Origin of the sequence: Actinomadura soli, assembly GCF_005889715.1 — a bacterium.
GTDB classification, from domain to species: Bacteria; Actinomycetota; Actinomycetes; order Streptosporangiales; family Streptosporangiaceae; genus Spirillospora; species Spirillospora soli.
Genome location: NZ_VCKW01000066.1, coordinates 1 through 23,068, shown reverse-complemented (window position 1 = coordinate 23,068; position 23,068 = coordinate 1). Strand labels below are relative to the sequence as shown.

20 protein-coding genes and 1 tRNA gene are annotated in these 23,068 nt (G+C 71.3%); 14 read left to right on the top strand and 7 right to left on the bottom strand.

Features of this window, described 5'->3' with window-relative positions; all coding sequences use genetic code 11:
- Nucleotides 1-45: 45 nt before the first annotated feature.
- A complete protein-coding gene (locus ETD83_RS15250) occupies nt 46-540 on the top strand; it encodes a winged helix-turn-helix transcriptional regulator (RefSeq protein ID WP_138645781.1) in 495 nt (164 codons plus the stop codon).
- A gap of 199 nt (nt 541-739) precedes the next feature.
- Nucleotides 740-2,533 (top strand): HEAT repeat domain-containing protein, encoded by a 1,794-nt coding sequence (locus ETD83_RS15245; protein WP_138645780.1) that lies wholly within the window; start codon nt 740-742, stop codon nt 2,531-2,533.
- 50 nt (nt 2,534-2,583) lie between these two features.
- On the opposite strand, the gene ETD83_RS15240 is transcribed toward ETD83_RS15245, so the two are convergent.
- The gene (locus tag ETD83_RS15240) at nt 2,584-3,378 is read right to left on the bottom strand and encodes a helix-turn-helix domain-containing protein (protein ID WP_138645779.1); all 795 of its coding nucleotides are present in this window, start codon (nt 3,376-3,378) and stop codon (nt 2,584-2,586) included.
- A gap of 87 nt (nt 3,379-3,465) precedes the next feature.
- Between ETD83_RS15240 and ETD83_RS15235 the strand changes: the two genes are divergently transcribed.
- From ETD83_RS15235 to ETD83_RS15225, 3 genes are all read left to right on the top strand, one after another.
- Complete coding sequence (locus ETD83_RS15235) at nt 3,466-3,900, top strand: hypothetical protein (protein WP_138645778.1); 435 nt, start codon at nt 3,466-3,468, stop codon at nt 3,898-3,900.
- A 104-nt stretch (nt 3,901-4,004) separates the two neighbouring features.
- The gene (locus ETD83_RS15230; protein ID WP_138645777.1) at nt 4,005-5,018 is read left to right on the top strand and encodes an MDR family NADP-dependent oxidoreductase; all 1,014 of its coding nucleotides are present in this window, start codon (nt 4,005-4,007) and stop codon (nt 5,016-5,018) included.
- A gap of 47 nt (nt 5,019-5,065) precedes the next feature.
- Entirely contained in the window at nt 5,066-5,470 is a 405-nt protein-coding gene (locus tag ETD83_RS15225) for a MerR family transcriptional regulator (protein WP_138645776.1), read from the top strand.
- Between the two features lie 60 nt (nt 5,471-5,530).
- Here ETD83_RS15225 and ETD83_RS15220 read toward each other — a convergent pair whose 3' ends face one another.
- The 5 genes from ETD83_RS15220 to ETD83_RS15200 all read right to left on the bottom strand — a co-directional run bounded on the left by ETD83_RS15220 (nt 5,531) and on the right by ETD83_RS15200 (nt 11,043).
- Nucleotides 5,531-6,556, bottom strand: coding sequence for a S1 family peptidase (locus ETD83_RS15220; protein WP_171064215.1), 1,026 nt, complete (start codon nt 6,554-6,556; stop codon nt 5,531-5,533).
- A gap of 386 nt (nt 6,557-6,942) precedes the next feature.
- On the bottom strand, nt 6,943-7,518 hold the full coding sequence (locus ETD83_RS15215) for a hypothetical protein (protein WP_138645774.1): 576 nt from the start codon (nt 7,516-7,518) through the stop codon (nt 6,943-6,945).
- A 166-nt stretch (nt 7,519-7,684) separates the two neighbouring features.
- Nucleotides 7,685-8,614, bottom strand: a complete 930-nt coding sequence (locus tag ETD83_RS15210) for an NAD-dependent epimerase/dehydratase family protein (RefSeq protein WP_138645773.1) — start codon at nt 8,612-8,614, stop codon at nt 7,685-7,687.
- Nucleotides 8,615-8,739: 125 nt separating this feature from the next.
- On the bottom strand, nt 8,740-10,128 hold the full coding sequence (locus ETD83_RS15205) for an FAD-binding oxidoreductase (protein ID WP_138645772.1): 1,389 nt from the start codon (nt 10,126-10,128) through the stop codon (nt 8,740-8,742).
- Between the two features lie 108 nt (nt 10,129-10,236).
- Complete coding sequence (locus ETD83_RS15200; RefSeq protein ID WP_138645771.1) at nt 10,237-11,043, bottom strand: SDR family NAD(P)-dependent oxidoreductase; 807 nt, start codon at nt 11,041-11,043, stop codon at nt 10,237-10,239.
- A 252-nt stretch (nt 11,044-11,295) separates the two neighbouring features.
- On the opposite strand from ETD83_RS15200, the gene ETD83_RS15195 reads away from it, so the two are divergent.
- Nucleotides 11,296-12,546, top strand: a complete 1,251-nt coding sequence (locus ETD83_RS15195) for an APC family permease (RefSeq protein ID WP_138645770.1) — start codon at nt 11,296-11,298, stop codon at nt 12,544-12,546.
- Nucleotides 12,547-12,618: 72 nt separating this feature from the next.
- Nucleotides 12,619-12,855 carry a hypothetical protein gene (locus tag ETD83_RS15190; RefSeq protein WP_138645769.1) on the top strand — a complete coding sequence of 79 codons (237 nt, stop codon included), beginning with the start codon at nt 12,619-12,621 and terminating at the stop codon, nt 12,853-12,855.
- Between the two features lie 234 nt (nt 12,856-13,089).
- Here ETD83_RS15190 and ETD83_RS15185 read toward each other — a convergent pair.
- Nucleotides 13,090-13,172: transfer RNA gene (locus tag ETD83_RS15185), tRNA-Leu, on the bottom strand.
- Nucleotides 13,173-13,300: 128 nt separating this feature from the next.
- Between ETD83_RS15185 and ETD83_RS15180 the strand changes: the two genes are divergently transcribed.
- From ETD83_RS15180 to pknB, 7 genes are read left to right on the top strand one after another with little or no spacing between them, the layout of a single operon-like run.
- Entirely contained in the window at nt 13,301-14,056 is a 756-nt protein-coding gene (locus ETD83_RS15180) for an FhaA domain-containing protein (RefSeq protein WP_138645788.1), read from the top strand.
- A gap of 11 nt (nt 14,057-14,067) precedes the next feature.
- Nucleotides 14,068-14,568, top strand: a complete 501-nt coding sequence (locus ETD83_RS15175; protein WP_138645768.1) for an FHA domain-containing protein FhaB/FipA — start codon at nt 14,068-14,070, stop codon at nt 14,566-14,568.
- Nucleotides 14,565-16,145 carry a Stp1/IreP family PP2C-type Ser/Thr phosphatase gene (locus ETD83_RS15170; RefSeq protein WP_138645767.1) on the top strand — a complete coding sequence of 527 codons (1,581 nt, stop codon included), beginning with the start codon at nt 14,565-14,567 and terminating at the stop codon, nt 16,143-16,145. Before ETD83_RS15175 ends, ETD83_RS15170 begins: the two co-directional genes overlap by 4 nt.
- Nucleotides 16,146-16,148: 3 nt before the next feature.
- The gene (locus ETD83_RS15165) at nt 16,149-17,735 is read left to right on the top strand and encodes an FtsW/RodA/SpoVE family cell cycle protein (protein ID WP_138645766.1); all 1,587 of its coding nucleotides are present in this window, start codon (nt 16,149-16,151) and stop codon (nt 17,733-17,735) included.
- A 10-nt stretch (nt 17,736-17,745) separates the two neighbouring features.
- Nucleotides 17,746-19,233 carry a peptidoglycan D,D-transpeptidase FtsI family protein gene (locus ETD83_RS15160; RefSeq protein WP_138645765.1) on the top strand — a complete coding sequence of 496 codons (1,488 nt, stop codon included), beginning with the start codon at nt 17,746-17,748 and terminating at the stop codon, nt 19,231-19,233.
- The gene (locus ETD83_RS15155; protein ID WP_138645764.1) at nt 19,230-20,645 is read left to right on the top strand and encodes a serine/threonine-protein kinase; all 1,416 of its coding nucleotides are present in this window, start codon (nt 19,230-19,232) and stop codon (nt 20,643-20,645) included. The genes ETD83_RS15160 and ETD83_RS15155 overlap by 4 nt, the downstream gene beginning before the upstream one ends.
- A gap of 22 nt (nt 20,646-20,667) precedes the next feature.
- Nucleotides 20,668-22,479, top strand: a complete 1,812-nt coding sequence (gene pknB / locus ETD83_RS15150) for a Stk1 family PASTA domain-containing Ser/Thr kinase (protein ID WP_138645763.1) — start codon at nt 20,668-20,670, stop codon at nt 22,477-22,479.
- The last annotated feature ends 589 nt before the right edge of the window (nt 22,480-23,068 follow it).

The following is a 23,068-nucleotide window of genomic DNA, read 5'->3' as shown; positions in this document are numbered from 1 at the left end:
GTTCCCTCTTGTTACCGGCCACATCCTCAGTCACCATCGGGACTCATGGAAGACGGAACTTTCGCGGCCCCTGGTTACTGCGGGGATACCGCCGCCGACGAGGACGTCCTGCAGTGGGACACCCGCAACGACTGCGAGGTCCGGCAGATCCTCGACCGCATCGCGGACAAGTGGTCGCTGCTCGTCATCGCGCTGCTGGACCAGCGGTCGCTCCGGTTCACCGAACTCCGCCGCCGGATCGACGGCATCAGCCAGCGGATGCTCGCCCGGACGCTGCGGCACCTGGAGCGGGACGGGCTCGTCAGCCGCACCGTCCATCCGACCGTCCCGCCGCGCGTGGACTACGCCCTCACGGACCTGGGCTCGACCCTGCACGAGACCATCCGCTCGCTCGTGACCTGGACGGAAGCGCACCAGAACGCGATCGCCGCCGCCCGCGCCACCTATGACGCCCGCATCGAGGCGGAGCGGAAGGCCGCGAAGGAGGAGGCGGCCGAACGCGCCGCCGTGGCCCGCGAAGTCCTCAACGCCCGCCGCTGAGCGCCGTCCCCGCGCTTGCGCCTATGGCGCACCCGGCCACCGGGCAAAGGGGAGCGTCGTTCTCGTCCAGCCGCATGGCAAAGGGTGAGCGCGGTTCTCATCTGGCGCATGTCACATCGGGCCCGTCTCGAGCGTCTTTCTAAGGAGATACCAAGATCCACGGTGGACAGTGGGAGCAGTCCCACCTGAGGAGTCGAGCGTGTTCGGTCGCAAAGCCAGACGTGAAGCGGAGGTCTCCGAAGTGCTCGGCCGGGCCCGCGCCCACCCGGCGGGCTCGCTGCCACGAATCGCGGCGCTGGACGAGATCGTCCGCCTCGACGCCAAGATCGTCGTCGAGCAGGCGCTCGTTTTCTGCCGCGGCGGACGGCCGGACGACGCGGTGGTCGGTCTCCAGGCGCTGGCGACCGTGCCGGCGCCGCTCGTTCCGCGCGACCGGTGGCCGGAGATCGGGCAGGTCACGGGCGTCCTGTGCGGTCCCGGCCAGCGGGACGCCGAGATACTGGCCGCGGCGCTGCCCGTCCACGCGAGCGCGATGGTCGCTCAGGACCAGGACCCCGCGGACCTTCTGAGGGCGATGTTCCGCCACGAGGACGGCCGGGTCCGGGCCGCGGCCGCCACGTCCGCCGCCGCGGCGCACGACCCCGTCCCGGTGATCAGCGCGCTCCTCGCGCTGCTGGACGAGGATCCGCGGCCGGAGGTCGCGACCGCCGCCGCCACCGGGCTCGCGCACACCATCTGCCGCGATCCGTCCGCCGCGGAGGTGATCACCGCGCTGTTCGCCGCCCATCTGGACGACCCCGGCCAGGCCGTCCACGCGTGGAACCGCGCAAGAGCGATCTTGCTCGGCGGCCCCGACCCGGGGGACGGACCGGACCCCGCCCTGTCGGACGATCTTCACGACGAACTCCGGGAACGCCTCGCGAGCCTGCGCGGCCTGGATTGGCCCGACCACCAGATTCGCGCGCAGGTCATGGGCATGTTCATCGACGCGGTCAACGGGTCGATGCGCCGGTACGCACCCGCCCCGGGCTGGGACGCGCCGGGCCATCGCGCCACCGTCCGCGACCTGCTCCAGCGTGCCCGCAGCCTTCCGCCCGGCAGTGACGGACGCGAGGAGCTCCTCTTCCGGTTGGTCCCGGACGTGTCGGCGCCCGCCTGGACCGACCGCCACGCCGTCAACATCGCCGTCGACGAGGCGCTCGCGCTGGGCACCGACGCGCCCGGCGTCGAGGCGCCCGGCCCCGACGCGCTGGGCGTCGAGGCGCTGGCGATCCTGGTGTCCTTCGGCCACGCCGGACGGTCGCGCCGGATCCGCGCCGCGATGGCGGACCTGCGCGCCCGCCGTCCGGACGACCCGATCGTCCTGGCGGCGATGCTGCGCACCTATTCCGGGCTCGCGTCGCGCGGCCTGCTCGACCCGGCCGCCGACCGCGTGGACGAGGTCGTCCTGGATCTGCTCGAACACGAGAACGCCAAGGTCAGGGCCACGGCGGCGACGTCGAGCACCCTGCCGGGCAACGCCGTCGCCGGCCGGATCGCGGTGCGGCTGATCCGCCTCATCGACCAGGACCCGGATCCCGCCGTCCGCGCGGACGCCGCCCTCGGGCTGGCGAGCATGGGCGAGGCCGACCGGCCCGGCGACGCCGACGACCTGATCGTCGAGGCCCTCGTCCGGCTTCTCGACGATCCCGATCCGGTCATCCGCGCGCACGCGCTGACGTGGGCCGTCAAGACGGACTGGCCCGGCGCCCTGGAACGGCTGCTGGAGGAGCTCGCCGGGCCCGACGTCCGGTGGGAGATCCTCTCCATCGTCCAGAATCTGGAGGCCCACATCGACTGCCTCCCGCCCCACCTGCACAAGGAGTTCACGGCCGCCGTGGCCCGCCTGGACGAGAGCGGCTGGACGACCGGCCCCGACTCCGGCGAGGACGACCCGCGCCACATCCTCGCGGACGCCGCCGCCACGCTCCAGTTCCTGGCCCCCATCCGCTGACCCCGCCCACCTGAACCACCCCCGAGGCGGCGCATCGGCGATCGGACGGGTCAACTCCGCTGGGCGAGAATCCGCGCCGTTTCCTCGTCGGCGGGCAGGAACGCTTCGAGGCGCAGTTCGGCGAGCGTGACGTCCACGGCCGTCGCGAACGACGTCAGCGTCGTGATGAGGCGCAGTTCGGGCGAAGCCGCGCCCTCCCCGGCCCGCAGCCGCAGCGGCACGGCGAAGCCGAGATGGTCGGCGGACGGCTCCACGTCGGGCACGTAGCCGTCCAGTTCGGCGATGAACGCGTCCAGCGCCGGGTCGGGGCTCCGCCGGGCCCGGTCGCGCAGGCTGCCGGTGATGTGGCGGCCCCACTCGACCAGGTTCACGACCCTGCGCGCCATCCCGTCCGGATGGAGGGCGAGGCGCAGCACGTTGACCGGCGGTTCCAGCAGCGCGGGCGCCGCGCCCTGGGTGAGGACTCCGAACGCCGCGTTCGCCGCGACCAGCTCCCCGTACGGCCGGACGACGACCGCCGGGTACGGCAGATGCCCGTCGAGGATGCGGCCGAGCGCCTCGCGCACCGGCCCGAGTTCGGGGGCGTCGAGGCTCGTCTCGGCGTAGACCGGCGCGTAGCCCCCGGCGAGCAGCAGCTCGTTCCGCTCCCGCAAGGACAGCCCCAGGGCCTCGGCGAGCCGCACCACCATGGCGCGGCCGGGCCGTGAGCGCCCCCGTTCGAGGAAGCTCAGATGACGCTGGGTCGTGTCGGCCCTGATCGCCAGGTCGAGCTGGCTGACGCGGCGTCGCGTCCGCCATCGCCGCAGCTCATGGCCGAAGTGGCCGGGCCCCGCCAGCACCGTCATGCCTCCATTCCATCCTCGACGCCGCACTGCCCGCGATTCCCTGCGGGGAATCGCGGGACGAACCGCCATCGCCCAACACTGCTGTGCATGAGCAACCCACTTGATGCGAAGCGTCTGGCCGACGGTTTCGTCGCCCAGTGGAACGAGCCCGACCCGGCGGCGCGGAGCGCGCTCGTCCGCCGGCTGTGGGCGCGCGACGGCGTCCATGTCCTGGTCGACCCGCCGCAGGAGATGCGGGAGGCCGCCGCGTCGCTCGCGTTTCCCGTCCCGCCGCTGGAGGCCCGCGGCCACGATGCCTTGGACGCCAGAGTGACACGCGCCTACGACATGTTCATCGCGTCCGGCGACCACGTCTTCGAGGCCGCCGGGGAACCGTCCGTCCTCCTGCCCAATGTGGTGGCCCTCCGATGGACGATGCTGTCCACCCGCACCCGCGAGGCCCTCGGGAGCGGCCTCGACGTCCTTTCCCTGGACGACGACGGCCGCATCCGCACCGACCACCAGTTCATCGCCCCAAGCTGACGCCCGCGCACCGGGCATTCCGGGCTTGACTCTGACGTACGGGTCAAGGGTTAGCGTCGCGAGGTCGTGCGGTCCAGCGGTCTACGCGTTGAGGAGCGTCCAGAATGCCCGGTACATCTCGCGAGGTTCGGCTCGCCGTCCGGCCCGAGGGGCTGCCCGAACCGGAGCACTTCGCCGTCGTCCAGGTGCCGATGCCGGTCCCCGGGGACGGCGAAGTGCTGGTCAGGAACCGCTTCTTCCACGTCTTCCCGGCGTTGCGCACCCTGATCGGCGGCAGCGTGAAGGGCGCGCCGTTCCCCGGCCTGCGCCCGGGCGACACGCTGTACGGGAAGGCGATCGGCGAGGTCGTCTCGGCGCCGCCGGACGCGGGCGTGCGACCGGGCGATCTCGTCCAGCACTGGCTCGGCTGGCGCGAGTACGCCGCCGTCCCCGCCGGCCGGTGGTCGCCGCTGGACGGCACGCTGCCCGACCCCGCGGCCCACCTGGGGCAGGCGGCGATCGCGTACACGGCCCTGACGCGGGACGCGCGGCTGCGTCCCGGCGACACCGTGTTCGTGTCCGGCGGCGCGGGCGGGATCGGGTCGCTGGCGGGGCAGATCGCCCGGGCGCTCGGCGCGGGACGCGTGATCGGCAGCACCGGCTCGCCGGACAAGGCGAAGCGGCTGGTGAGCGAGCTCGGCTACGACGCGGCCGTGCTCCGCGGGACGCGGCCCATCGCCGACCAGCTCGCGGAGGCCGCGCCGGACGGCATCGACGTCCTCGTGGACAACGTCGGCGGCGAACAGCTCCAGGCCGCGATCGCCGCCGCCCGTCCTGGCGCGCGGTTCGCCATCGTCGGCACGCTGGCCGGGCAGCTGTCGCCGGACCTCGCCGGCACCACCGCCCCGGTCGAGATCGACACCTTCCAGCTGATCGTCAAGGGCATCGAGATGCGCGGCTTCGGCAGTTCCGCCGGTCCGGCGGCCGACCCCGAGTGGGCCGGGCGGTTCGGCGGCTGGCTGCGCTCCGGCGAGGTCACGTTCCCGCATGTGCGGGTCACGGGCATCGAGAACGCCCCGCGCGCGTTGCACGAGATGATCGGCGGACGCCACCTCGGCACCGTCATCGTCGAACTGTAGGCGCCGGGCACCAGCCGCCCGGTGCCGGTCGTCAGGACGGAGCACCGATGCGGATCAGCGACGCCGCCGCGGCGGCCGGGACCACCCCGCGGGCCCTGCGGTTCTACGAGCAGCGCGGCCTGCTGCCGCCGCCGTCCCGGACGTCCGGCGGGCAGCGCCGGTACGGCCCGCGCGAGGTGGCGCGGGTGCGGACCATCCGCCGGCTGCTGTCGGTCGGCCTGACCGTCGAGGACCTGCGCGGCTGCGCCGGCATGCTCCACCTCCTGGACGACGGCGCGCCGCCGTCACCCGGCGGCACGGCGTGCGGGCAGGGCTCCGGGATCGCGCGCCGCCGCCTCGACGCGCTCGACGCGGAGATCGCCCGCCTCACCCGCCTGCGCGACCGCCTGGCCGCCCAGGTCGGCCTCACCGGCCGGGACGCGCCCGGCACCACCGTGACGGGCGGCCCATGAAAGCGGGACGGGGCTCCCGGCGGACCGAACCGGGAGCCCCGCGCGAGCGGAATTCTCAGATCACTTCAGGGTGGCGCCCTGAGCCTGCAACGCCTCGTCCAGCGGCTGGAAGAACGACTGGAAGTTGGCTCCGCAGCCGCCGGAGGTGCCGCCGGAGGTGATCCCGACGGCGATGTTGCCGGCCTGCAGCGAGCCGCCGCTGTCGCCCGGCTGGCTGCAGGCGGTGGTCTCGATCATCTGGCGGACGGCGCCTTCCTGGTAGTTCACCGTCCGGTCGTAGCCGACGAGCCGCCCGCTGGTCGTGCCGGTCGTGGACCCCTTCTTCTGGATCTGGGTTCCCGCCGCCGGACGTCCGACCTCGGTGAGCTGGGCGTTGTTCAGCTGGACCTGCCCGGCGCTGCGGATCGTGCCGTAGTCGTCGCCCGGGAACCTGCTGATCTCCCGGGTGCCGACGGTCTGGCCGCCCGCCGACCAGGTGGCGCCGATGTTGGTGCAGTGCCCGGCGGTGACGACGTACTCGGTGCTGCCGCCCACCACGCCGATCGCCGAGACCGAGCAGCGCGAGCCGCCGGTGGTGATGGCGTCGCCGGGGCCGAGGTGCAGCCGCGGCGCCGCGGGGACGCGCCTGATCTGGACGGTCTGGCCGAGCCCGCGTGCGCGCTTGACGAACGCCTGGGTGGCGGCGTCGTTGTCCGCCTTCGGCACGCTGACGACCACGGCGTTCTTCATGACGTCGACGCCCCAGGACAGGCCGGTCGTACCGGCGGTCCCGGCGAGCCGGTCGAGCGCGGTCTTGGCAGCGGTCAGCGGCTTGATGCCGTGCTCGACGACGCGGGCCTGGACTCCCGCCGCGCGGACCCGCTCGGCGGCGGCCGCGCTGGTGACGTTGACGACGAGGTTTCCGGCGCCGTCGACGTAGGAGCCCGCGTGCTCGGCGCCGAGCCGGCCGGTCAGCTGATCGGCCAGCGCCTGCTGCGGGAGGTGCGCGAGCCGGACGGTCCCGGCGGGGCTGGTCTGGGCCGTTGCGGGAACGGTCCCGAGCACGGGGAGCGTGATCAGCGCCGCGGCACTCACCAGTGGGGTCATCACGCGTCTGACGTGCGATCCACGGTTCACTCTGGTTCCACCTCTCACCGCCGACCACCTTGTCGGCGGCTTCTCTCGGGGGTTGGCGGGGGACCACGAGCCTGGTGGTAAAGGCGTCGTGTGGCAGCAACGTACTTCGATGCGGTGTCGACAACCAGATTTCACCGTGCGATTGAAATTTCAGGACGCCCCGAATGCACGCGCCTTCCCGAAGCCGCCACCACCACTGCCTAAAGCCCGAAGACCAGGCGTTTTACACCGCACTCCGCCGCCTTCACCCCTGGGAATTCGGCGTCACCGAACATGCCATCGCAAGCACACGAGCCGCCCATTCGCGTTATTGGGTCTCGGGGGTCGGCCGTCGCGCTTCAGGGTCGGCGGCAGCCCTACTGGCCTTGGTACTGCTGGGGCTTGGTCCCGGCGGGCAGGCCGAACGCGCGGGCGGCTTCGGCGTCCGGTGCGTCCATGCCCTGGCCCCGGCGCTCGCGCCGGTCGAACTCGGCAAGGCCGCGGGCGGAGAACATCCGCTCCAGGGACGGACGGAACCCCGCGCCGTCAACCGGCTCGGCCACGTCCCGCACGACCAGGGCGGCACCCTTGCGGTCCAGCGTCACCAGCAGTGGAGTCCGTGTTCCGGCATGGGTCAGCAGGCGTCCGCCGTCGCGGGCGTAGTCGTTGCACGCGGCCTCCAGCGACACGCGCACCTGGGAGCCGCGCCGGACGGTCTCGATCGGCTCCTCGGCGCAGAACCAGCGCGGACGCAGCCGCGCGGGCATCGAGGTCGGCCAGACCACCGCGTGGCCAGCCTCCAGGTAGCGGTCGATCACCGGCAGCGCGGCATCGGAGACGTGCCGGTCGACGTGCGGAGCGGGCGGCCACACGCGCCACGACTGCCGCCATGCCGTACCGCCGACCGTGAGAGCCACGACGGCGAGGAGCGCCGACCAGGTCCGGGTGTTCATGAGCGACGGCGACTCTGCGAAGGGCTGAGAACCGCCCGCGCCGATCGAAGCGAAAGGGGACCACGACTCATCAGGCCACCCTAGGACCATCGCGGTGCCGAAGATCATGAAAGCCGAAAGCGCGCCGCGCCCGCTTTCCACAGGCGGCAGCGCGCTCGCGCCCGCATTATCGGTCGGCCCAGACGGGGAAGCCGTCACGCCAGCTCGCGTACCGCGGCTCCCAGCCGAGTTCCTTCCGCGCCTTCTCATTGGACGACCCGCGCCATTCGGTCATCTGCGCGACGATGAAGCCTCCGGCGAGCAGCTTGCCCAGCCAGGTGGGCACGCGCAGCGGGGGCTTAGCGCCCAGGATGTCCGCCAGGTACGGCAGCCATTCCGAGACCGGCGCCGGGTCGCTGTCCACGACGTTGTAGACGCCGGGCGCGCCGCGCTCGATCGCGGCGAACGTCGCGGCGGCGGCGTCGGTGGTCTCGATGAACGACCAGATCCCGGTCCCGCCGCCGACCACCGGCACCTGCCGCTTCCGTACCGCCTCCAGCAGCATCTCCGAGGCGCCCGGCCCGTAGAAGTTGCCGTAGCTCAGCACGATCCCCTCCGGCGCCCCCGCCGTGACGGCCTCGTCCATGTACTTGATCGCCGCCATCGACCGCGCCGACGTCCGGGACGGGGCGTCCGGGGCGAGCGCGTCGTCCTCGGTCTTCACCGGGCCGCCGGTCCGCGCGGTCGCGCCGATGTGGCCCTGCGCGACGACCCGGCGGGTGCCCGCGCGCTTCGCGGCGGCCAGCAGGTTGTCGGTGCCGCGGGTCCGGAGCTCGTTGGTGGCGGCGAACGTCTTGTCCATGTTGCGAAGGCTCTTCATGTCCGCCAGCGCGGTCATCTGGTGGACGATGACGTCCGGCTGCGCGGCGACCACGGCCTCGATCACGGCCTCGCGGTCGAGCCCGTCGAGGATCACCGGCTCGGCGCCCGCCGCGCGCAGCCCCCCGGTCTTGCCGGACGACCGCGTGGTGGCCGTGACCTCGTGGCCCGCGTCGACCAGCATGGGAACCAGGTGCCGTCCGAGCGCTCCGGTCGCCCCGGTGACGAAGACTCGCATGATCTTTCCCCTTCCTCGTGGGTTCTGCCCTGGAGACCAAGGCGCCGCCCGAATTTGTGACATTCCGGCCGTCAGACGGACAGAACGCGTTCGAGCGAAAGATCTACGCGACCCCCGCGACTGGATCACTCCCCACGTCGGCCCTCGGCCGTCCGGGCGGGCCGGGCGGCAGGCGGAATGTTGTGGTTCAGCCGGAACAGGTTGGACGGGTCGTACTCGGCCTTCAACGCCGCCAGCCGCCGGTACACCTCGGGCTCGTAGGACGCCCGCACCTGCTCAGGGGTCGCGTTCGCGCCGAAGAGGAAGTTGAGGAGCCGCCCTGACGACTTCTTCTCCAGCGCGTCCGCGACCCGCCCGTGCAGGACGGCGACGCCTTCCGCCGCCCCCGGCCCCAGCCTCGACAGCACGCCCACCACATACTCCGCATCCCGGTTCCCGACCGCGTTGGGGACGGACGGCCGCCGCGCCATGGCCCCGCCCAGCTGCCGGATCTCAACGATCGCCGTGTCGGGCGCACCGGGCCCGACCAGGTCGAGCAGCTCCCGGGTCGTCTCCCCGCCGAGCTCCCCGAACGCGAAGTTCGTCGCGTGGTACGCCATCGGAACGGGCGGTTCGTTATGGATCGTCCCGGACTCGGTGTACGGCATCTCGCCCACGGTGTCGATCAGCCGGGGCGCGACGGCGCGCAGCGGGGCGATGAGCCGCTCCCCGTCGTCCCCCAGGTAGGCGATACGGACATGGGCGACATGCCGTCCGCGCAGCGGCTCCGGAAAGGCCGGGACGTCCGGCACGGGCATCAGCGCGATCGACGAGGTCATCTCGTCCGGCACGGTCGCCGACCAGGCCCGCCACGCCTCCAGGACGTCCGCGACGTGCTCGGTGTCGAAGTACAGCCCGCCCCCGTAAAGGCGCGTGACCGGCACCAGCCCGATCTCCAGCCCCGTCACGACACCGAAGTTGGCCCGCCCGCCGAGCAGCGCCCAGAACAGCTCGGACCCCGGCGTGACGCGCCGAAGCCGGCCGTCCGCCGTGACGACCTCGATCACCCGGACGTGGTCGGCCGCATACCCGTACCGCCGCGTCAGCAATCCGGCCCCGCCACCGAGTACATAGGAAACGGCCCCGACGCCGGGCGACGACCCCGACAGCGGCGCCAGCCCGTGCTCCGCCGCCTCCGGAATCACCTGCCCCCAGCGCACACCTGCCTCGATCCACGCCGTCCGGGCCTCGGGGTCGATGCGCAGCCCGGTCATCCGCCGAGTGCTGATCAGCAGCCCCCCGGCCGCGGCGAGCGGCAGCCCGTGACCGGTGTTCTGCACGGCCACGGGCAGCCCGCGCGCCGCCGCGTACTCGACGGCGGCGCGCACATCCTCCGCGCCCACCGCGCCGACGATCACGCCGGGACGGTGCGGATCGGCCGTCTGGAACCCGGTCCGCTCATCGTCGTAGCCTTCGTCGCCGGGCTCGAAGACAGGCCCGCCGACCTTGGCGGCCAGCCCCTCGTGCACACCCACCGGATGCCCCCTCTTGGACGTTCTCCCTGTTCACCTCCCATCCTGGGACGACCAACCCCAGAAGTCCAAGAGATACTTCTTCTACCACCTAGCAGCCCCGCTTATACCTCAGATCTCCTTCAGGAAGCCCGAGTCGACGGCGAAGTCCGCGCCCGTCGTGCTCGCCGAACGAGGCGACGCCAGCAGCGCGACCACGTCCGCGACCTCCTGCGGCGTGGCGAGACGGCCGGTCGTGAGGTTCATCATCTCGGCGGCGACCCCGTCCAGCACCGCCTCCCGGTCGGACCCGGTCGCCCCGGCGATGATGTCGGCCGCGCCGCCCTCGTCCGTCCACCACGCCGTCCGGACCGGGCCGGGCGACACCGTGTTGACCCGGACGCCCTGCGGCCCGTACTCCTCCGACAGCCCCTTCGCCAGGTTGGTCAAAGCCGCCTTCGCCGCGTTGTAGTCGTAGTTCATCGGCCCGGGACGGCGCGCGTTCCCCGACGAGACGTTCACCACCGACGCCGCGTCGCTCTTCAGCAGATGCGGAAGCGCGGCCCGCAGCGTCCGGACAACGGCGTGCACGTTGAACTCGACCATGTCGCGCCAGTCGTCGTCCGTCAGGGTCATGAAGCCGAACCGCGGCAGGCTCGCGCCAGGCGGCGGGCCGCCCGCGTTGTTGACCAGGACGTCAAGCCCGCCGAACGCCTCCACCGCCCGCTCGACCACCCGTGCCGGGACGTCCGGCTCCATGAGGTCGGCGGGCACGTGCAGCAGGTCAGGCCCGGCGAGCGCGTCCAGCTCCGGGCCCGATTTCCTGGACACCGCGACCACGCGGGCGCCCTCGTCCAGCAGCGTCCGCGTGACGGCGAGCCCGATCCCCTTCGACGCCCCGGTGACGACCGCGACGCGGCCGGCGAGTTGCAGATCCATGAAGACCCCTCTCATAGGCGAGCGCGCCCATTCCGGACGCGCCTCGCCCACCTGAACCCCACCGCACCCCACCCGGTTGCGCCCGACCTGTACACCGCTCTGATCTCGCCCTCGTCCCCGAGGCACCGGGGCTCGGGATATGACATGTTCATCTTCTCGACAGGCGTCCCGAAGATCAGGCCACGCCTTCCCCTCACGAACACAGGGCACACCCCTCCACGAACGACCAACGACAGCGCCGAGGAGTGCGCGATGAGCAACCCACCGTCCGGCGACCGGTTACAGCGCCGCCTAGGCGTGTTCGACGCGGTCGTCATCGGCCTCGGGTCGATGATCGGCGCGGGCATCTTCGCCGCGCTGCCCCCCGCGTCGCGGTCGGCCGGTTCAGGATTGCTGCTCGGCCTGGGCGTGGCCGCCGTCGTCGCCTATTGCAACGCGACGTCCTCAGCACGGCTGGCCGCCCGCTACCCCGCGTCCGGCGGAACCTACGTCTACGGCCGCGAACGCCTGGGCGAGTTCTGGGGCTACCTGGCCGGCTGGGGATTCGTGGTCGGCAAGACGGCGTCCTGCGCGGCAATGGCCCTCACCGTCGGCTCCTACCTCTGGCCCGCCCACCCCCACGCGATCGCAGTAGCGGCAGTACTACTCCTGACGGCCGTCAATTACGCAGGCGTACGAAAGTCCGCCTGGCTCACCCGCGTAATCGTCGCGATCGTCCTCACCGGGCTCACGGCCGTCGTGGTCGCCTGCCTCACCTCCACCACGTCGGACCCAGCCCGCCTGGACCTGACCTCCGACGCGACTCCCACCGGCGTCCTGGAAGCAGCGGGCCTCCTGTTCTTCGCCTTCGCCGGGTACGCACGCATCGCCACCCTCGGCGAGGAGGTCCGCGATCCAGCGCGCACGATCCCCCGCGCCATCCCCATGGCCCTGGGCATCACCCTCGCCGTCTACGCGGCGGTCGCGATCGCCGTCCTGACGATCCTGGGCTCCACCGCCCTCGGCACCGCGACGGCCCCACTGGCCGACGCCGTGGACAAGGCAGGCCACCCCGCCCTGGCCCCCGCCGTCCGAACAACGGCCGCCGTCGCCGCCCTAGGGTCCCTGCTCGCCCTGATCCTGGGCGTCTCCCGCACCACACTCGCGATGGCCCGCGACCGCCACCTCCCGCACACCCTGGCCGCCGTCCACCCCCGCCACAAGGTCCCGCACCGCGCCGAACTGGCCATCGGCGCGGTCGTCGCGATCCTGGCCGCGACACTGGACGTCCGCGGCGCCATCGGCTTCTCGTCCTTCGGCGTCCTGGCGTACTACGCCATCGCGAACGCGTCCGCTTGGACCCTCACCACGGCCGAGGGCCGTCCACCCCGCATCGTGCCCGTCATCGGGCTACTCGGCTGCCTGGCCCTGGCCCTCGCGCTGCCCTTCTCCTCCGTGACCTCCGGAGCCGCCGTCCTGGCCGCGGGCGCATTCCTCTACGCGCTACGCCGCAGAGCCCGCTGAATCCGAGCACCGAGCATGGGACACGGCCTCTCGGGTAGGGGACGCGCACCGACCAAGCGAAGGAGGCAAACGATGAGCATGACCCAGGAGACCGGTGGCATCACCGGCACGATGGACATGGACTACAACCTGATCTGGTTCGTGGAGCAGTGCCTGAGCAACGCGCTGCGCCTGGAGACGTACATCGCCGACGCCGAACGCGCGGGGGACTCCGACCTGGCCGACCTGTTCCGCCGCGCCCAGGCCGAGAGCCGCAAGGGCGCCGAGCAGGGCAAGGAGCACCTACGTCGCCGTTTGGCCGCCAGCTGACCCCAAACCCCCACACCGGCGCCGCCCGCCCCGCGGCGCCGGACCACTATGAGGCCCCCAACTGACGCAGATGACTGGTCACAGCCCCACCAGCAGGGAAAACTAGATACATGCCCCGGCCACAGGCCCCCTCACGGGACGCGCTCACGAGCACGTCCCGTCCGCACGCCGGGCAAAACAACGAAGGAGCGGCCGCCGGCGCCTTCCGCCGACACACCACTCCCGGATCGTTCGTGGGCGAGGAGGGATTTGAACCCTCACATCCTTTCGGACACACGGACCTGAACCGTGCGCGTCTGCCGTTCCGCCACCCGCCCTAGGGTGCGCACCCGATTCCGGGTGCCTGAAAAGGCTAGCACGGGGGTGGCAGTGGTTAGGTATCCAGATACGGCAGGCGAACCTTCACACCGATACGATCGTCTACCAGTGGGGAAGGGAGGTGCCCGTGGGCGTCATTCAGCGCTTCGAGCGACGGCTCGAGGGCATGGTCGAAGGGGCCTTCGCCCGTGCCTTCAAGTCTGAGCTGCAGCCGGTCGAGGTGGCCAGTGCTGTGCAGCGCGAGATGGACGATCGGGCGGCGATCGTGGCGCAGGGCCGCACGCTCGTTCCGAACGACTTCGTCGTCGAGATCTCTCAGCAGGACGGGCAGCGGCTCCAGGTGTACGCCGACAGCCTGAGCCAGGAGCTGGCGAACCTCGCGCGCGAATACGCGAAGGAGCAGGGGTACTCCTTCGTCGGGCCGGTGCGCGTGCGGTTCGAGAACGCGGGCGATCTCGCCACGGGCATGTTCCGCATCAGGTCCGGGGTGATCCGGGGGTCGACGGTCGAGGGCGGTGAGATCCGCCAGCCGGTGAGCGATGTCCCGCAGGGGACGCGCGGGGGAGTGTTCGGGGGGCATCCGCGGCTTCTGGTGACGACGGCCGTCGAGGGGTCGGACACGACCCAGCGCACCTATGAGATCAATACGCCCGTGACCCTGCTGGGTCGCGGCACGGACTGCGACCTGCGCCTCGTCGACCCCGGAGTGTCCCGGCACCATGCCGAGATACGCGTAGAAGGTCCCGAAATCGCTCTCGTGGATCTAGGGTCGACCAACGGCTCGTTCGTGAACGGGCAGCCGATCCGGCGGGTCACGCTGGTCGACGGCTCCCGCGTCACGATGGGCCGGACCACTCTTGTGTTCCGCCGCGATAGGGAGTAACCCCGACTCCGATGTCCCCATTCACCCTCACGCTGATCAAGCTGGCGTTCCTCGCGGTCCTCTGGCTGTTCGTCATCGCGGCCGTCGGCGTGATCAGAGCCGACCTGTTCGGCTCGAAAGCCGCGACGAAGGCGGCCCAGCGCGCGTCCCAGCCGCGGCCCCCCCGCGCGGCGCGGCAGCCGAAGCCGCCGCGGCAGCCGCGCGGCGCCCAGCCGGGCGGCGCCCCGACGAAACTCGTGGTCGTGCAGGGCGAACGGGCCGGCACGGTCATCGACCTCACGGGCGTGCCCATCACCATCGGTCGGGCGAATGACGCCACGCTTGTAGTGACCGACGACTACGCTTCGAGCCGGCATGCCCGACTTTATGCGCAGGACGGTCAGTGGATCGTGGAAGATCTCGGTTCGACCAATGGCACATATCTCGGACGCACGAAGGTGAGCCGGCCGATGCCGGTCCCGCCGGGCGTACCGGTCCGTATCGGCAAGACCGTGATCGAGCTGCGCAAATGACTCTGGGAATCCGCTACGCCGCGCGCTCCGACGTCGGCATGCTGCGCGAGGGCAACGAGGACTCGGCGTACGCGGGCGCGCACCTGCTCGCGGTCGCCGACGGGATGGGCGGGCACGTCGGCGGCGAAATCGCCAGCGCGGCGGCGATCGAGGCGCTGCGGGCGCTCGACAAGGACCTGCCCGCGACGGAGCTGCTGGCCGCGCTGGAGCACACGGTCAAGGCGGCGAACGACAACCTGCACCGCATCGTGGAGTCCGATCCGGCGCTGCAGGGCATGGGCACGACGCTGACGGCGATGCTGTGGGCGGGCAACCAGGTCGCGCTCGTCCACATCGGTGACTCCCGCGCCTACCTGCTGCGGGACGGCAGCCTCTTCCAGATCACGCACGACCACACGCTGGTGCAGTCGCTCGTGGACGAGGGCCGCATCAGCCCCGACGAGGCCGCGTCCCATCCGCAGCGCTCGCTCCTGTTGCGGGCGCTGGACGGACGAGGCGAGGTCGACCCCGACCTGTCCCTCCGGGAGGCGCAGGTCGGCGACCGGTACCTGCTGTGCTCGGACGGGCTGTCCGGCGTCGTCACCGCGGAGACGATCTTCCAGGTGCTGACGGACGTGGACGATCCGGAGCAGGCCGTCCGGCAGCTCGTCGACCTGGCGAACCGCGGCGGCGGCCCCGACAACATCACCTGCGTGGTCGCGGACGTCGTCGACCTGGAGCGCCAGCCCCCGACGGGCGGCCCCGGGCACGCGGTGGGCGCGGCGGCCAACTCCGCGCCGCCCGAACCGCCGGGCGGTGGGCCGGGCGCGAACACGACCGCGGCCGACACGCCCGCCGGACGGGCCGCGCAGCTCCGCGACACCAGGCCGCAGCCGCCGGTCGCCGTGGACGAGATGCCCCCGCCGCCCGCGCCCGCCCACGCGCCGATGGGCGACCCGATGGGCGGCCCGCCGATTCCGGGCGGCGCGATGCAGCAGGCGCCGATGCGGGCACGCCGGGGCGGCGCGCGCCGGTGGACGTGGCTGGTCGTCGTCGCGGGCGTGGTCGTCGTGGGCGTCGTGGCGGGCGGGTTCGTGCTGGTGCAGAACGTCCGGAACGGCTACTACATCGGCGCGGAGAAGGGGCAGGCCGTCCTGTTCCGGGGGACGCCGCAGTCGGTGCTGGGCTTCGACATGTCCCGCAAGGCGAACGCGAAGAACCTCCAGCCCATCATGGTCGAAGACCTCCCCCAGGATCTCCAGCAGCAGGTGAAGGACACCTACACGGTGAACGGCCCCGGCGAGTGGAAGATGCTGGTCGACCGCGTCTGCAAGTACAGCATCGTCAACCAGTCCGGCAAGGTCTCCATCGTGCGCGGCCGCAGCCAGCAGAGCTGCAAGGAAGACCTCAGGCCCACCGACGTCCGGTTCTCCGAGCTGACCGTGTCGGACGCCGGCGCGATCGCCAAGGGCACGGTCAAGGACATCATCGGCCGGGACGGCGCGCAGGCCCGGCTGAAGGAGATGACCGACCGCCGCGACAAGTGCAAGCGCCGCGACCCCAGCGTCACGGACTGCCCCTCCAACGGAGGGAAATAGCGGATGCAGTCGATCGGGGAGCAGATCAGGGCGCGTCTGCCGTACCAGCGGCGCAACGCGGCCTCGTTCGCATTGCTGATCTTCGCGATGGTGCTGACGCTGTCGGCGTTCGCGGAGGTCGGCCTGGCCCGTGACGGCAGCATCCCCGCCGGCCTGTTCGTGTACGGCGGCGGCCTCGCCGTGCTGGCGTTCGCCGCGTACTTCGTCCAGGCGAAGTTCACCCCGTACGCCGACCCGCTGCTGCTGCCGCTGGCGGTGGCGCTGAACGGCATCGGCCTCGCGATGATCTACCGGCTGGACCTGGACACCAGCGCCGACCGCAAGGCCGCCGCGCTCGCGGGCAAGAAGGTGGTGGCGGACGCCGCCGACGCGCCCAGCCAGCTGATGTGGACGTTCGTCGGCATCGTCCTGTTCGTCGCCGCGGTGCTGATCATGCGGGACACCGACAAGTCCGACGCCCCGCTGTCGTTCACCCCGAAGACCGCGCAGCGCTACACGTACCTGATCGGCCTCACCGCCGTCATCTTCCTGCTGCTGCCGATCGCCCCCGGCATCGGCGCGGAGATCAACGGCGCGCGGGTGTGGATCCAGCTCGGCCCGTTCTCGGTGCAGCCGGGCGAGTTCGCCAAGCTGCTGCTGGTCGTGTTCTTCGCCGGCTACCTGGTGAACAAGCGGCAGGCTATGTCGCTGATCGGCAAGAAGATCGGGCCGCTCAGCGTGCCCCGGGCCCGCGACCTCGGCCCGATCATGGTGCTCTGGTTCTTCTCGCTCGGCGTCCTGTTCGTGCAGAAGGACCTCGGCACCGCGCTGCTGTTCTTCGGCCTGTTCATCTCGATGCTGTACATCGCGACGCAGCGGGTGTCGTGGGTGGTGATCGGCGTCGGGCTGCTGGCGGCGGGCGTGTTCGTCGCGACGCTGCTGCCGTTCATGGGCCACGTCAACCAGCGCATCGACATCTGGCAGAACCCGAAGCCCTACTTCGACGGCGGCTGCCTGCTGGAGAGCGGCAAGGTCGTCCCCGTCAACCCCAACACCGAGATCTACAAGCGGTTCGACACGCAGGGGTCGCTTTCGCCCGGCTTCTCGGCCTGCGCCGAGCTCGGCGGGTCCTACGCCGACAGCGCGCAGCTGATGAAGGGCCTGTTCGCGCTCGCGCAGGGCGGCGTCCTCGGCACCGGGCTCGGGCAGGGCGAGCCGTGGCGGACGCCCCTGTCGTTCAGCGACTTCATCTTCGACTCGATCGGCGAGGAGCTCGGGCTGACCGGGCTGATGGGGTTGCTGCTGGTCTATTCGCTGATCGTGCAGCGCGGGATGAAGACGGCCGTGGCGGCGCGCGACCCGTTCCTGAAACTGTTCGCGGGAGGTGTCTCGTTCGTCCTGGCACTCCAGGTCTTCGTGATCGTCGGGGGCGTCACCCGGCTCATCCCGCTCACCGGCCTGACGACGCCGTTCCTGTCCCAGGGCGGCTCGTCGCTGATGGCCAACTGGATCCTGATCGCGATTCTGGTGCGGATGAGCCATGACGCGCGCAAGCCCGCCCCGCAGGCGATCCAGGACGAGGGCATGACCCAGATCGTGAGCACGAGGTGATTTCCGTCCCATGAACATGGACAAGCCGGTTCGACGGGTGGCGATCTTCGCGCTGCTGCTGTTCTTCGGACTGATGGCGCAGGTCAACTACGTCCAGGGGAGCCAGGCGGAGGATCTGCGGACCGACAGCAACAACGCCCGCCAGTACGCGGACGTGTTCAACTCGCCGCGCGGCCAGATCTCCGCGGGCGGCGAGGTCCTCGTGGTGTCGAAGGAGACCGGCAAGGACAACCCGAAGTACGGCCGGTCCTACCAGGACGGCCCGATCTTCGCGCCGATCACCGGGTACTTCAACGGGAACGCCACGCAGGTCGAGCGGGCGTACAACTCGCTGCTCGGCGGCAAGGACAAGCGGATCACGCAGCAGCGCTGGTTCGACACGTTCATCGGCAAGAAGGCGGAGGGCGCGAACATCGAGCTGACGCTCGACCCGGACGCGCAGCGGACGGCCTACGAGCAGCTGAAGGGGAAGACCCAGCAGGGCCGCCGCGGCGGCGCCGTCGTGATGGACGTGAAGACCGGCGCGATCAAGGTGGCGGCGTCGTGGCCGTCGTTCGACCCGAACGAGGTGGCGCCGCAGACGGGCGAGAAGGGCGCGAAGCGGCTGGAGCAGCTGAACAAGGGCAGCGGCGTCATCCGGCCGCTGGTCGACAACGCGCTGAGCCAGACGTTCCCGCCGGGCTCGTCGTTCAAGACGGTGACGGCCGCGGTGGCGATGGAGCGGCTCAACCTCAGCATCGGGTCCAGCGTCAACACGGGGCAGCTGATCCTGCCGGAGTCGGGGCGCCCGCTGCCGAACTCGCACGACAGCGGCAGCTGCGCCGGCTCCGCCCCGCTGAAGGGCGCGTTCGCCGAGTCGTGCAACACCTCGTTCGCGAAGATGGCGCTCGACATGGGCATCCAGCAGCTCCACGACGGCTCGGCGAAGTTCGGGTTCGGGGAGCGCGTCAAGATGGAGCCGGACATGTTCGCGGCCGAGAGCGCGGTCCCGGTTTCGGTCACGGACGCGAAGGGCCAGACGGTCGAGACCGGCAAGGACGGGACGGCCCGCTCCGGCATCGGCCAGGAGAACGTGCGGGCCACGCCGCTGCAGATGGCGATGGTCGCGTGCGCGGTCGCCAACAACGGCAAGATCATGAACCCGTACGTGGTGCAGAACGTGCGGGCCAAGGACCAGAGCGAGCTGTACAACGCGTCCCCGAAGGAGTTCGGGGAGGCGATGAGCGGCGACCACGCCGACCAGCTCGCGGAGATGATGCGGGCCGTGATCACGGAGGGCACCGCGAAGAACCTCCAGGGCATGCGGATCGCCGGTAAGACCGGTACCGCCGAGCAGGACCCGGCGTCCGGAATCCCGAACTCCCGCTGGTTCGTCGGGTTCAGCCCGATCGAGAACCCGCGGTACGCCTTCGCCGTGGTGACCGAGGGTTCCGGCGACGGCGCGACCAATGCCGGTCCGATCGCAGGGGCGATCATGTCCAAGGTCTTGAAGAAGTGAGCACGGGCCTCGTCCTCAACGGGCGGTACCGGCTGCTGGAGCGGCTGGCCGTCGGCGGGATGGGCGAGGTCTGGCGGGCGTCCGACGACGTGGCCGGGCACCCGGTCGCGGTGAAGCTGCTGCGCCGGGAGTTCGTGTCGGACATGTCGGCGCGGAACCGGTTCGAGTCGGAGGCCCGGTTCGCGGCCGAGCTGCGGCATCCGGGGATCGCGCGGGCCTACGACTTCGGCGAGCAGAACGGCCGGACGTACCTGGTGATGGAGCTGGTGGCGGGCGAGCCGCTGGACGGGATCCTCAGGCGGGACGGCGGGCTGCCGCTGGAGGCCGTCCTCGACCTGCTGGTCCAGGCGGGACGGGCGCTGACCGTCGCGCACCGGGCGGGCGTCGTGCACCGGGACGTCAAGCCCGCGAACCTGATGGTGTCGCCGGACGGCGTCCTGAAGATCACCGACTTCGGGATCGCACGGCAGCTCGCGGCGGCGTCGCAGACCGCGACCGGGATGGTCATGGGAACGGCGCACTACATCTCACCGGAGCAGGCCCAGGGGCTGAAACTGACGCCGTCCGCCGACCTGTACTCGCTCGGCGTGGTGGCGTACGAGTGCCTGACGGGGGCGCCGCCGTTCGACGGCTCCACGCCGGTGGAGGTCGCGCTGCGGCACGTCCGGGAGGCGCCCGCGGAGCTGCCGGCGCGGTTCCCGGCGGACGCCCGCGACCTGATCATGGAGATGCTGGCGAAGCACCCCGCGGGCCGTCCGGCCGACGCGGGGACCGTCGCCGACCGGGCCCTGGCGATCCGCACGCGGCTCAGCACGGGCCGCCCGATCCGGGTGGACGCGGCGCACCCGCCGGCGACCCGACCCAATATTGTTACCCAATCGACTGCTTTGTCTGGATTTGACGGACCCAGGGCGGCGGATAACCTCACCAGGGGGTCAGTGCGCGGGCACGAGCGCACCGGCAGGCGCACGGCACGGACGTACACGTCCGCCGCCGCCGTGCTGCTGGTCGTCACGGCCATCGTGATCGGGTCGCTGTGGAAGGGGTTCGCCTTCGCCGGATCCGGCGGGGACGAACGGGACCCGCCCGGCGCCCCCGCCACAAGGCCCGTCGGGGACGGCAGCGTCGACGACCCGGCGGCCTCGCCGGGCGGCTCGGCCAGGCACCGGTCCCGCGCCACACCCAGGCCGGCTGTCACACAGCGGCAGCGGACGCATAGGATCCGTCCGTCAACGCCGGGGACCCGCCAGACGTCCCCTCCACAGAAGCCATCTACGAATCCGCACAGGGCGACGCCCACCGCCCCAGACCAAACACCGACACCGGCGGAGAGCGCCACGACTCCGTCAACTCCGAGCCCGGATCCCTCTCCGACCCAGAGCGGGAAGCTAGGTTCGGAGGACAAGGTGTAGACGTACGAGGGAAAGTGCACATATGAGTCAACCTCGGCTGCTCGGCGGCCGCTACGAGCTCGATACGGTGATCGGGCGGGGCGGCATGGCCGAGGTCTACCGTGCCCGGGACCTCCGCCTTGATCGCGTCGTCGCGGTCAAGACGCTGCGGTCCGACCTGGCCCGTGACCCCACGTTCCAGGCCCGGTTCCGGCGCGAGGCCCAGTCGGCCGCGTCGCTGAACCACCCCTCGGTCATCGCCGTGTACGACACCGGCGAGGACATGATCGGCGACAACTCCATCCCGTACATCGTGATGGAGTACGTGGACGGCAGCACCCTGCGCGACCTGCTGCGGGAGAACCGCGCGCTGCTCCCCGACAAGGCCCTGGAGGTCACCGACGGGATCCTCCGCGCCCTCGACTACAGCCACCGCGGCGGGATCGTCCACCGCGACATCAAACCCGCCAACGTGATGCTGACCCGGCAGCACGAGGTCAAGGTCATGGACTTCGGCATCGCCCGCGCCATGGCCGACTCCGCCGCCACGATGACGCAGACCGCGCAGGTCATCGGCACCGCGCAGTACCTGTCGCCGGAGCAGGCCCGCGGCGAGCGCGTCGACGCCCGCAGCGACATCTACTCGACGGGCTGCGTCCTGTACGAGCTGCTGACCGGCAAGCCGCCCTTCACCGGCGACTCCCCGGTCGCGATCGCGTACCAGCACGTCCGGGAGGAGCCCGTCCCGCCGTCGGGGGTCGATCCGCAGATCCCGCAGTGGGCTGACGCGATCGTGCTGAAGGCCATGGCGAAGGAGCCAGGCAACCGTTACCAGAACGCCACGGAGTTCCGGCAGGAGATCCAGCGCGTCCTGCAGGGGCAGCCGGTGGCGTCCACCGCCGCGTCCACGATGCTCATGGGCTCGCAGCCGCAGGGCACCCAGGTCATGAGCGGCTACCCGGGCGGCGGCCCGGCCCGCACCCAGGTGCGGCGCCCACCGGACGACTACGGCCTCCCGCCCGCCCGGTACGACGACGACATGCCCGACCGCGGCGGCGCCGGCAAGAAGGCCGCGCTGTGGGTGGGCCTCGCCGTGCTGTTCATCGGCGGCGCGGCGCTCATCGGCTGGATGATGAGCGGCGGTGGCGGCGCGACCGACCAGGTCGCGATTCCCCAGAGCATCGTCAACACCACCCAGAGCGACGCGACCGAGCAGCTCACCAAGCTCGGCTTCAAAGTCGGCGAGCCGAAGACGGAGTACAGCGACGAGATCAGGCGCGGCAACGTCATCAGCTCCGACCCGAAGCCCGGCACGCAGGCGGCCAAGGGCGCATCGATCACGCTGCTGGTCTCCAGGGGCAAGAAGCCGCCCACGGAGATCGAGGTCCCGGACGTGACCGGCAAGCCGTACAGCGCGGCCAAGAGCATCCTGGAGGAGCAGGGGTTCGACGTCGAGAAGAAGGTGGAGTCGAGCGACAGCGTCCCGCGCCTCAACGTCATCAGCACCGACCCGCCCGGCGGCTCGAAGGCGCCGAAGAACTCGACCGTCACGGTCGTCGTCTCCAACGGCCCGGCCAACCTCAAGGTGCCGAACCTCTTCAACAGCAGCCAGCGCGCCGCCTGCGGCAAGCTAGAGAGCCTCGGCCTGCGCTGCAACGTGGAGAAGGGCCCGGCGCCGCCGGACAAGCCCGTCGCCCCCGGCTTCGTCTACGACCAGCAGCCGACCCCGGACGCGACGGTCGCCCCGGGCGACACCGTCACGATCTTCGTGGCGCAGAAGCAGCAGCAGTCGCCACAGCCGCCCACCACCCCGACCCAGGGCATCCCCTGGCCCCCAGGCGGCGGCGACGGCTAAACCGGACGGACACGCACCAAGGGCCCTGAACCTCCTTCACGGGAAGGTTCAGGGCCCTTGATCTTTTAACAGGGGCCCACGGCCCACCCGGCTGACCTGCATGAACGCCCGGGCAGACCGGTCGATGTGCGAGAGATCTGAAAATTTCGGTTGAAATCCGTAACGTCTCAAGGCTCCGTGACGAAGACCATATCGAGGGCTTCCGCCATTGCCCCCGAGTGGCGGAAGCCCTCTTGCTTATTGCGTTTCTCTCCTCCTTCGGGCCCGGGGGGCCCTCCATCGTCGAGAAACGCGGCGCGATCGCTGCATCGCTTCGTCTCGCCTGGCGGCTCGCTGCGCGATCAGGTTTCTCGCAGGCTCGAAACCTGCCTTCGGTCGCGATCGCAAGCGTTGAGGTCGTTGCGGGGTCGCGGCAATGGCTGGGGTCAGCGCGCCCGGTGGCCGAGGTCAGCGCGCCCGGTGGCTGGGGTCAGCGCGCCCGGTGGCTGGGGTCGGTGCGCTCAGTGGCCGATATGGGCGCGTGCGCTAGCCGAGGTGGGTGCACCCGGTGGCTCGGGTGGGTGCGCTCGGTGGGGTTCTCGGTTTGGGG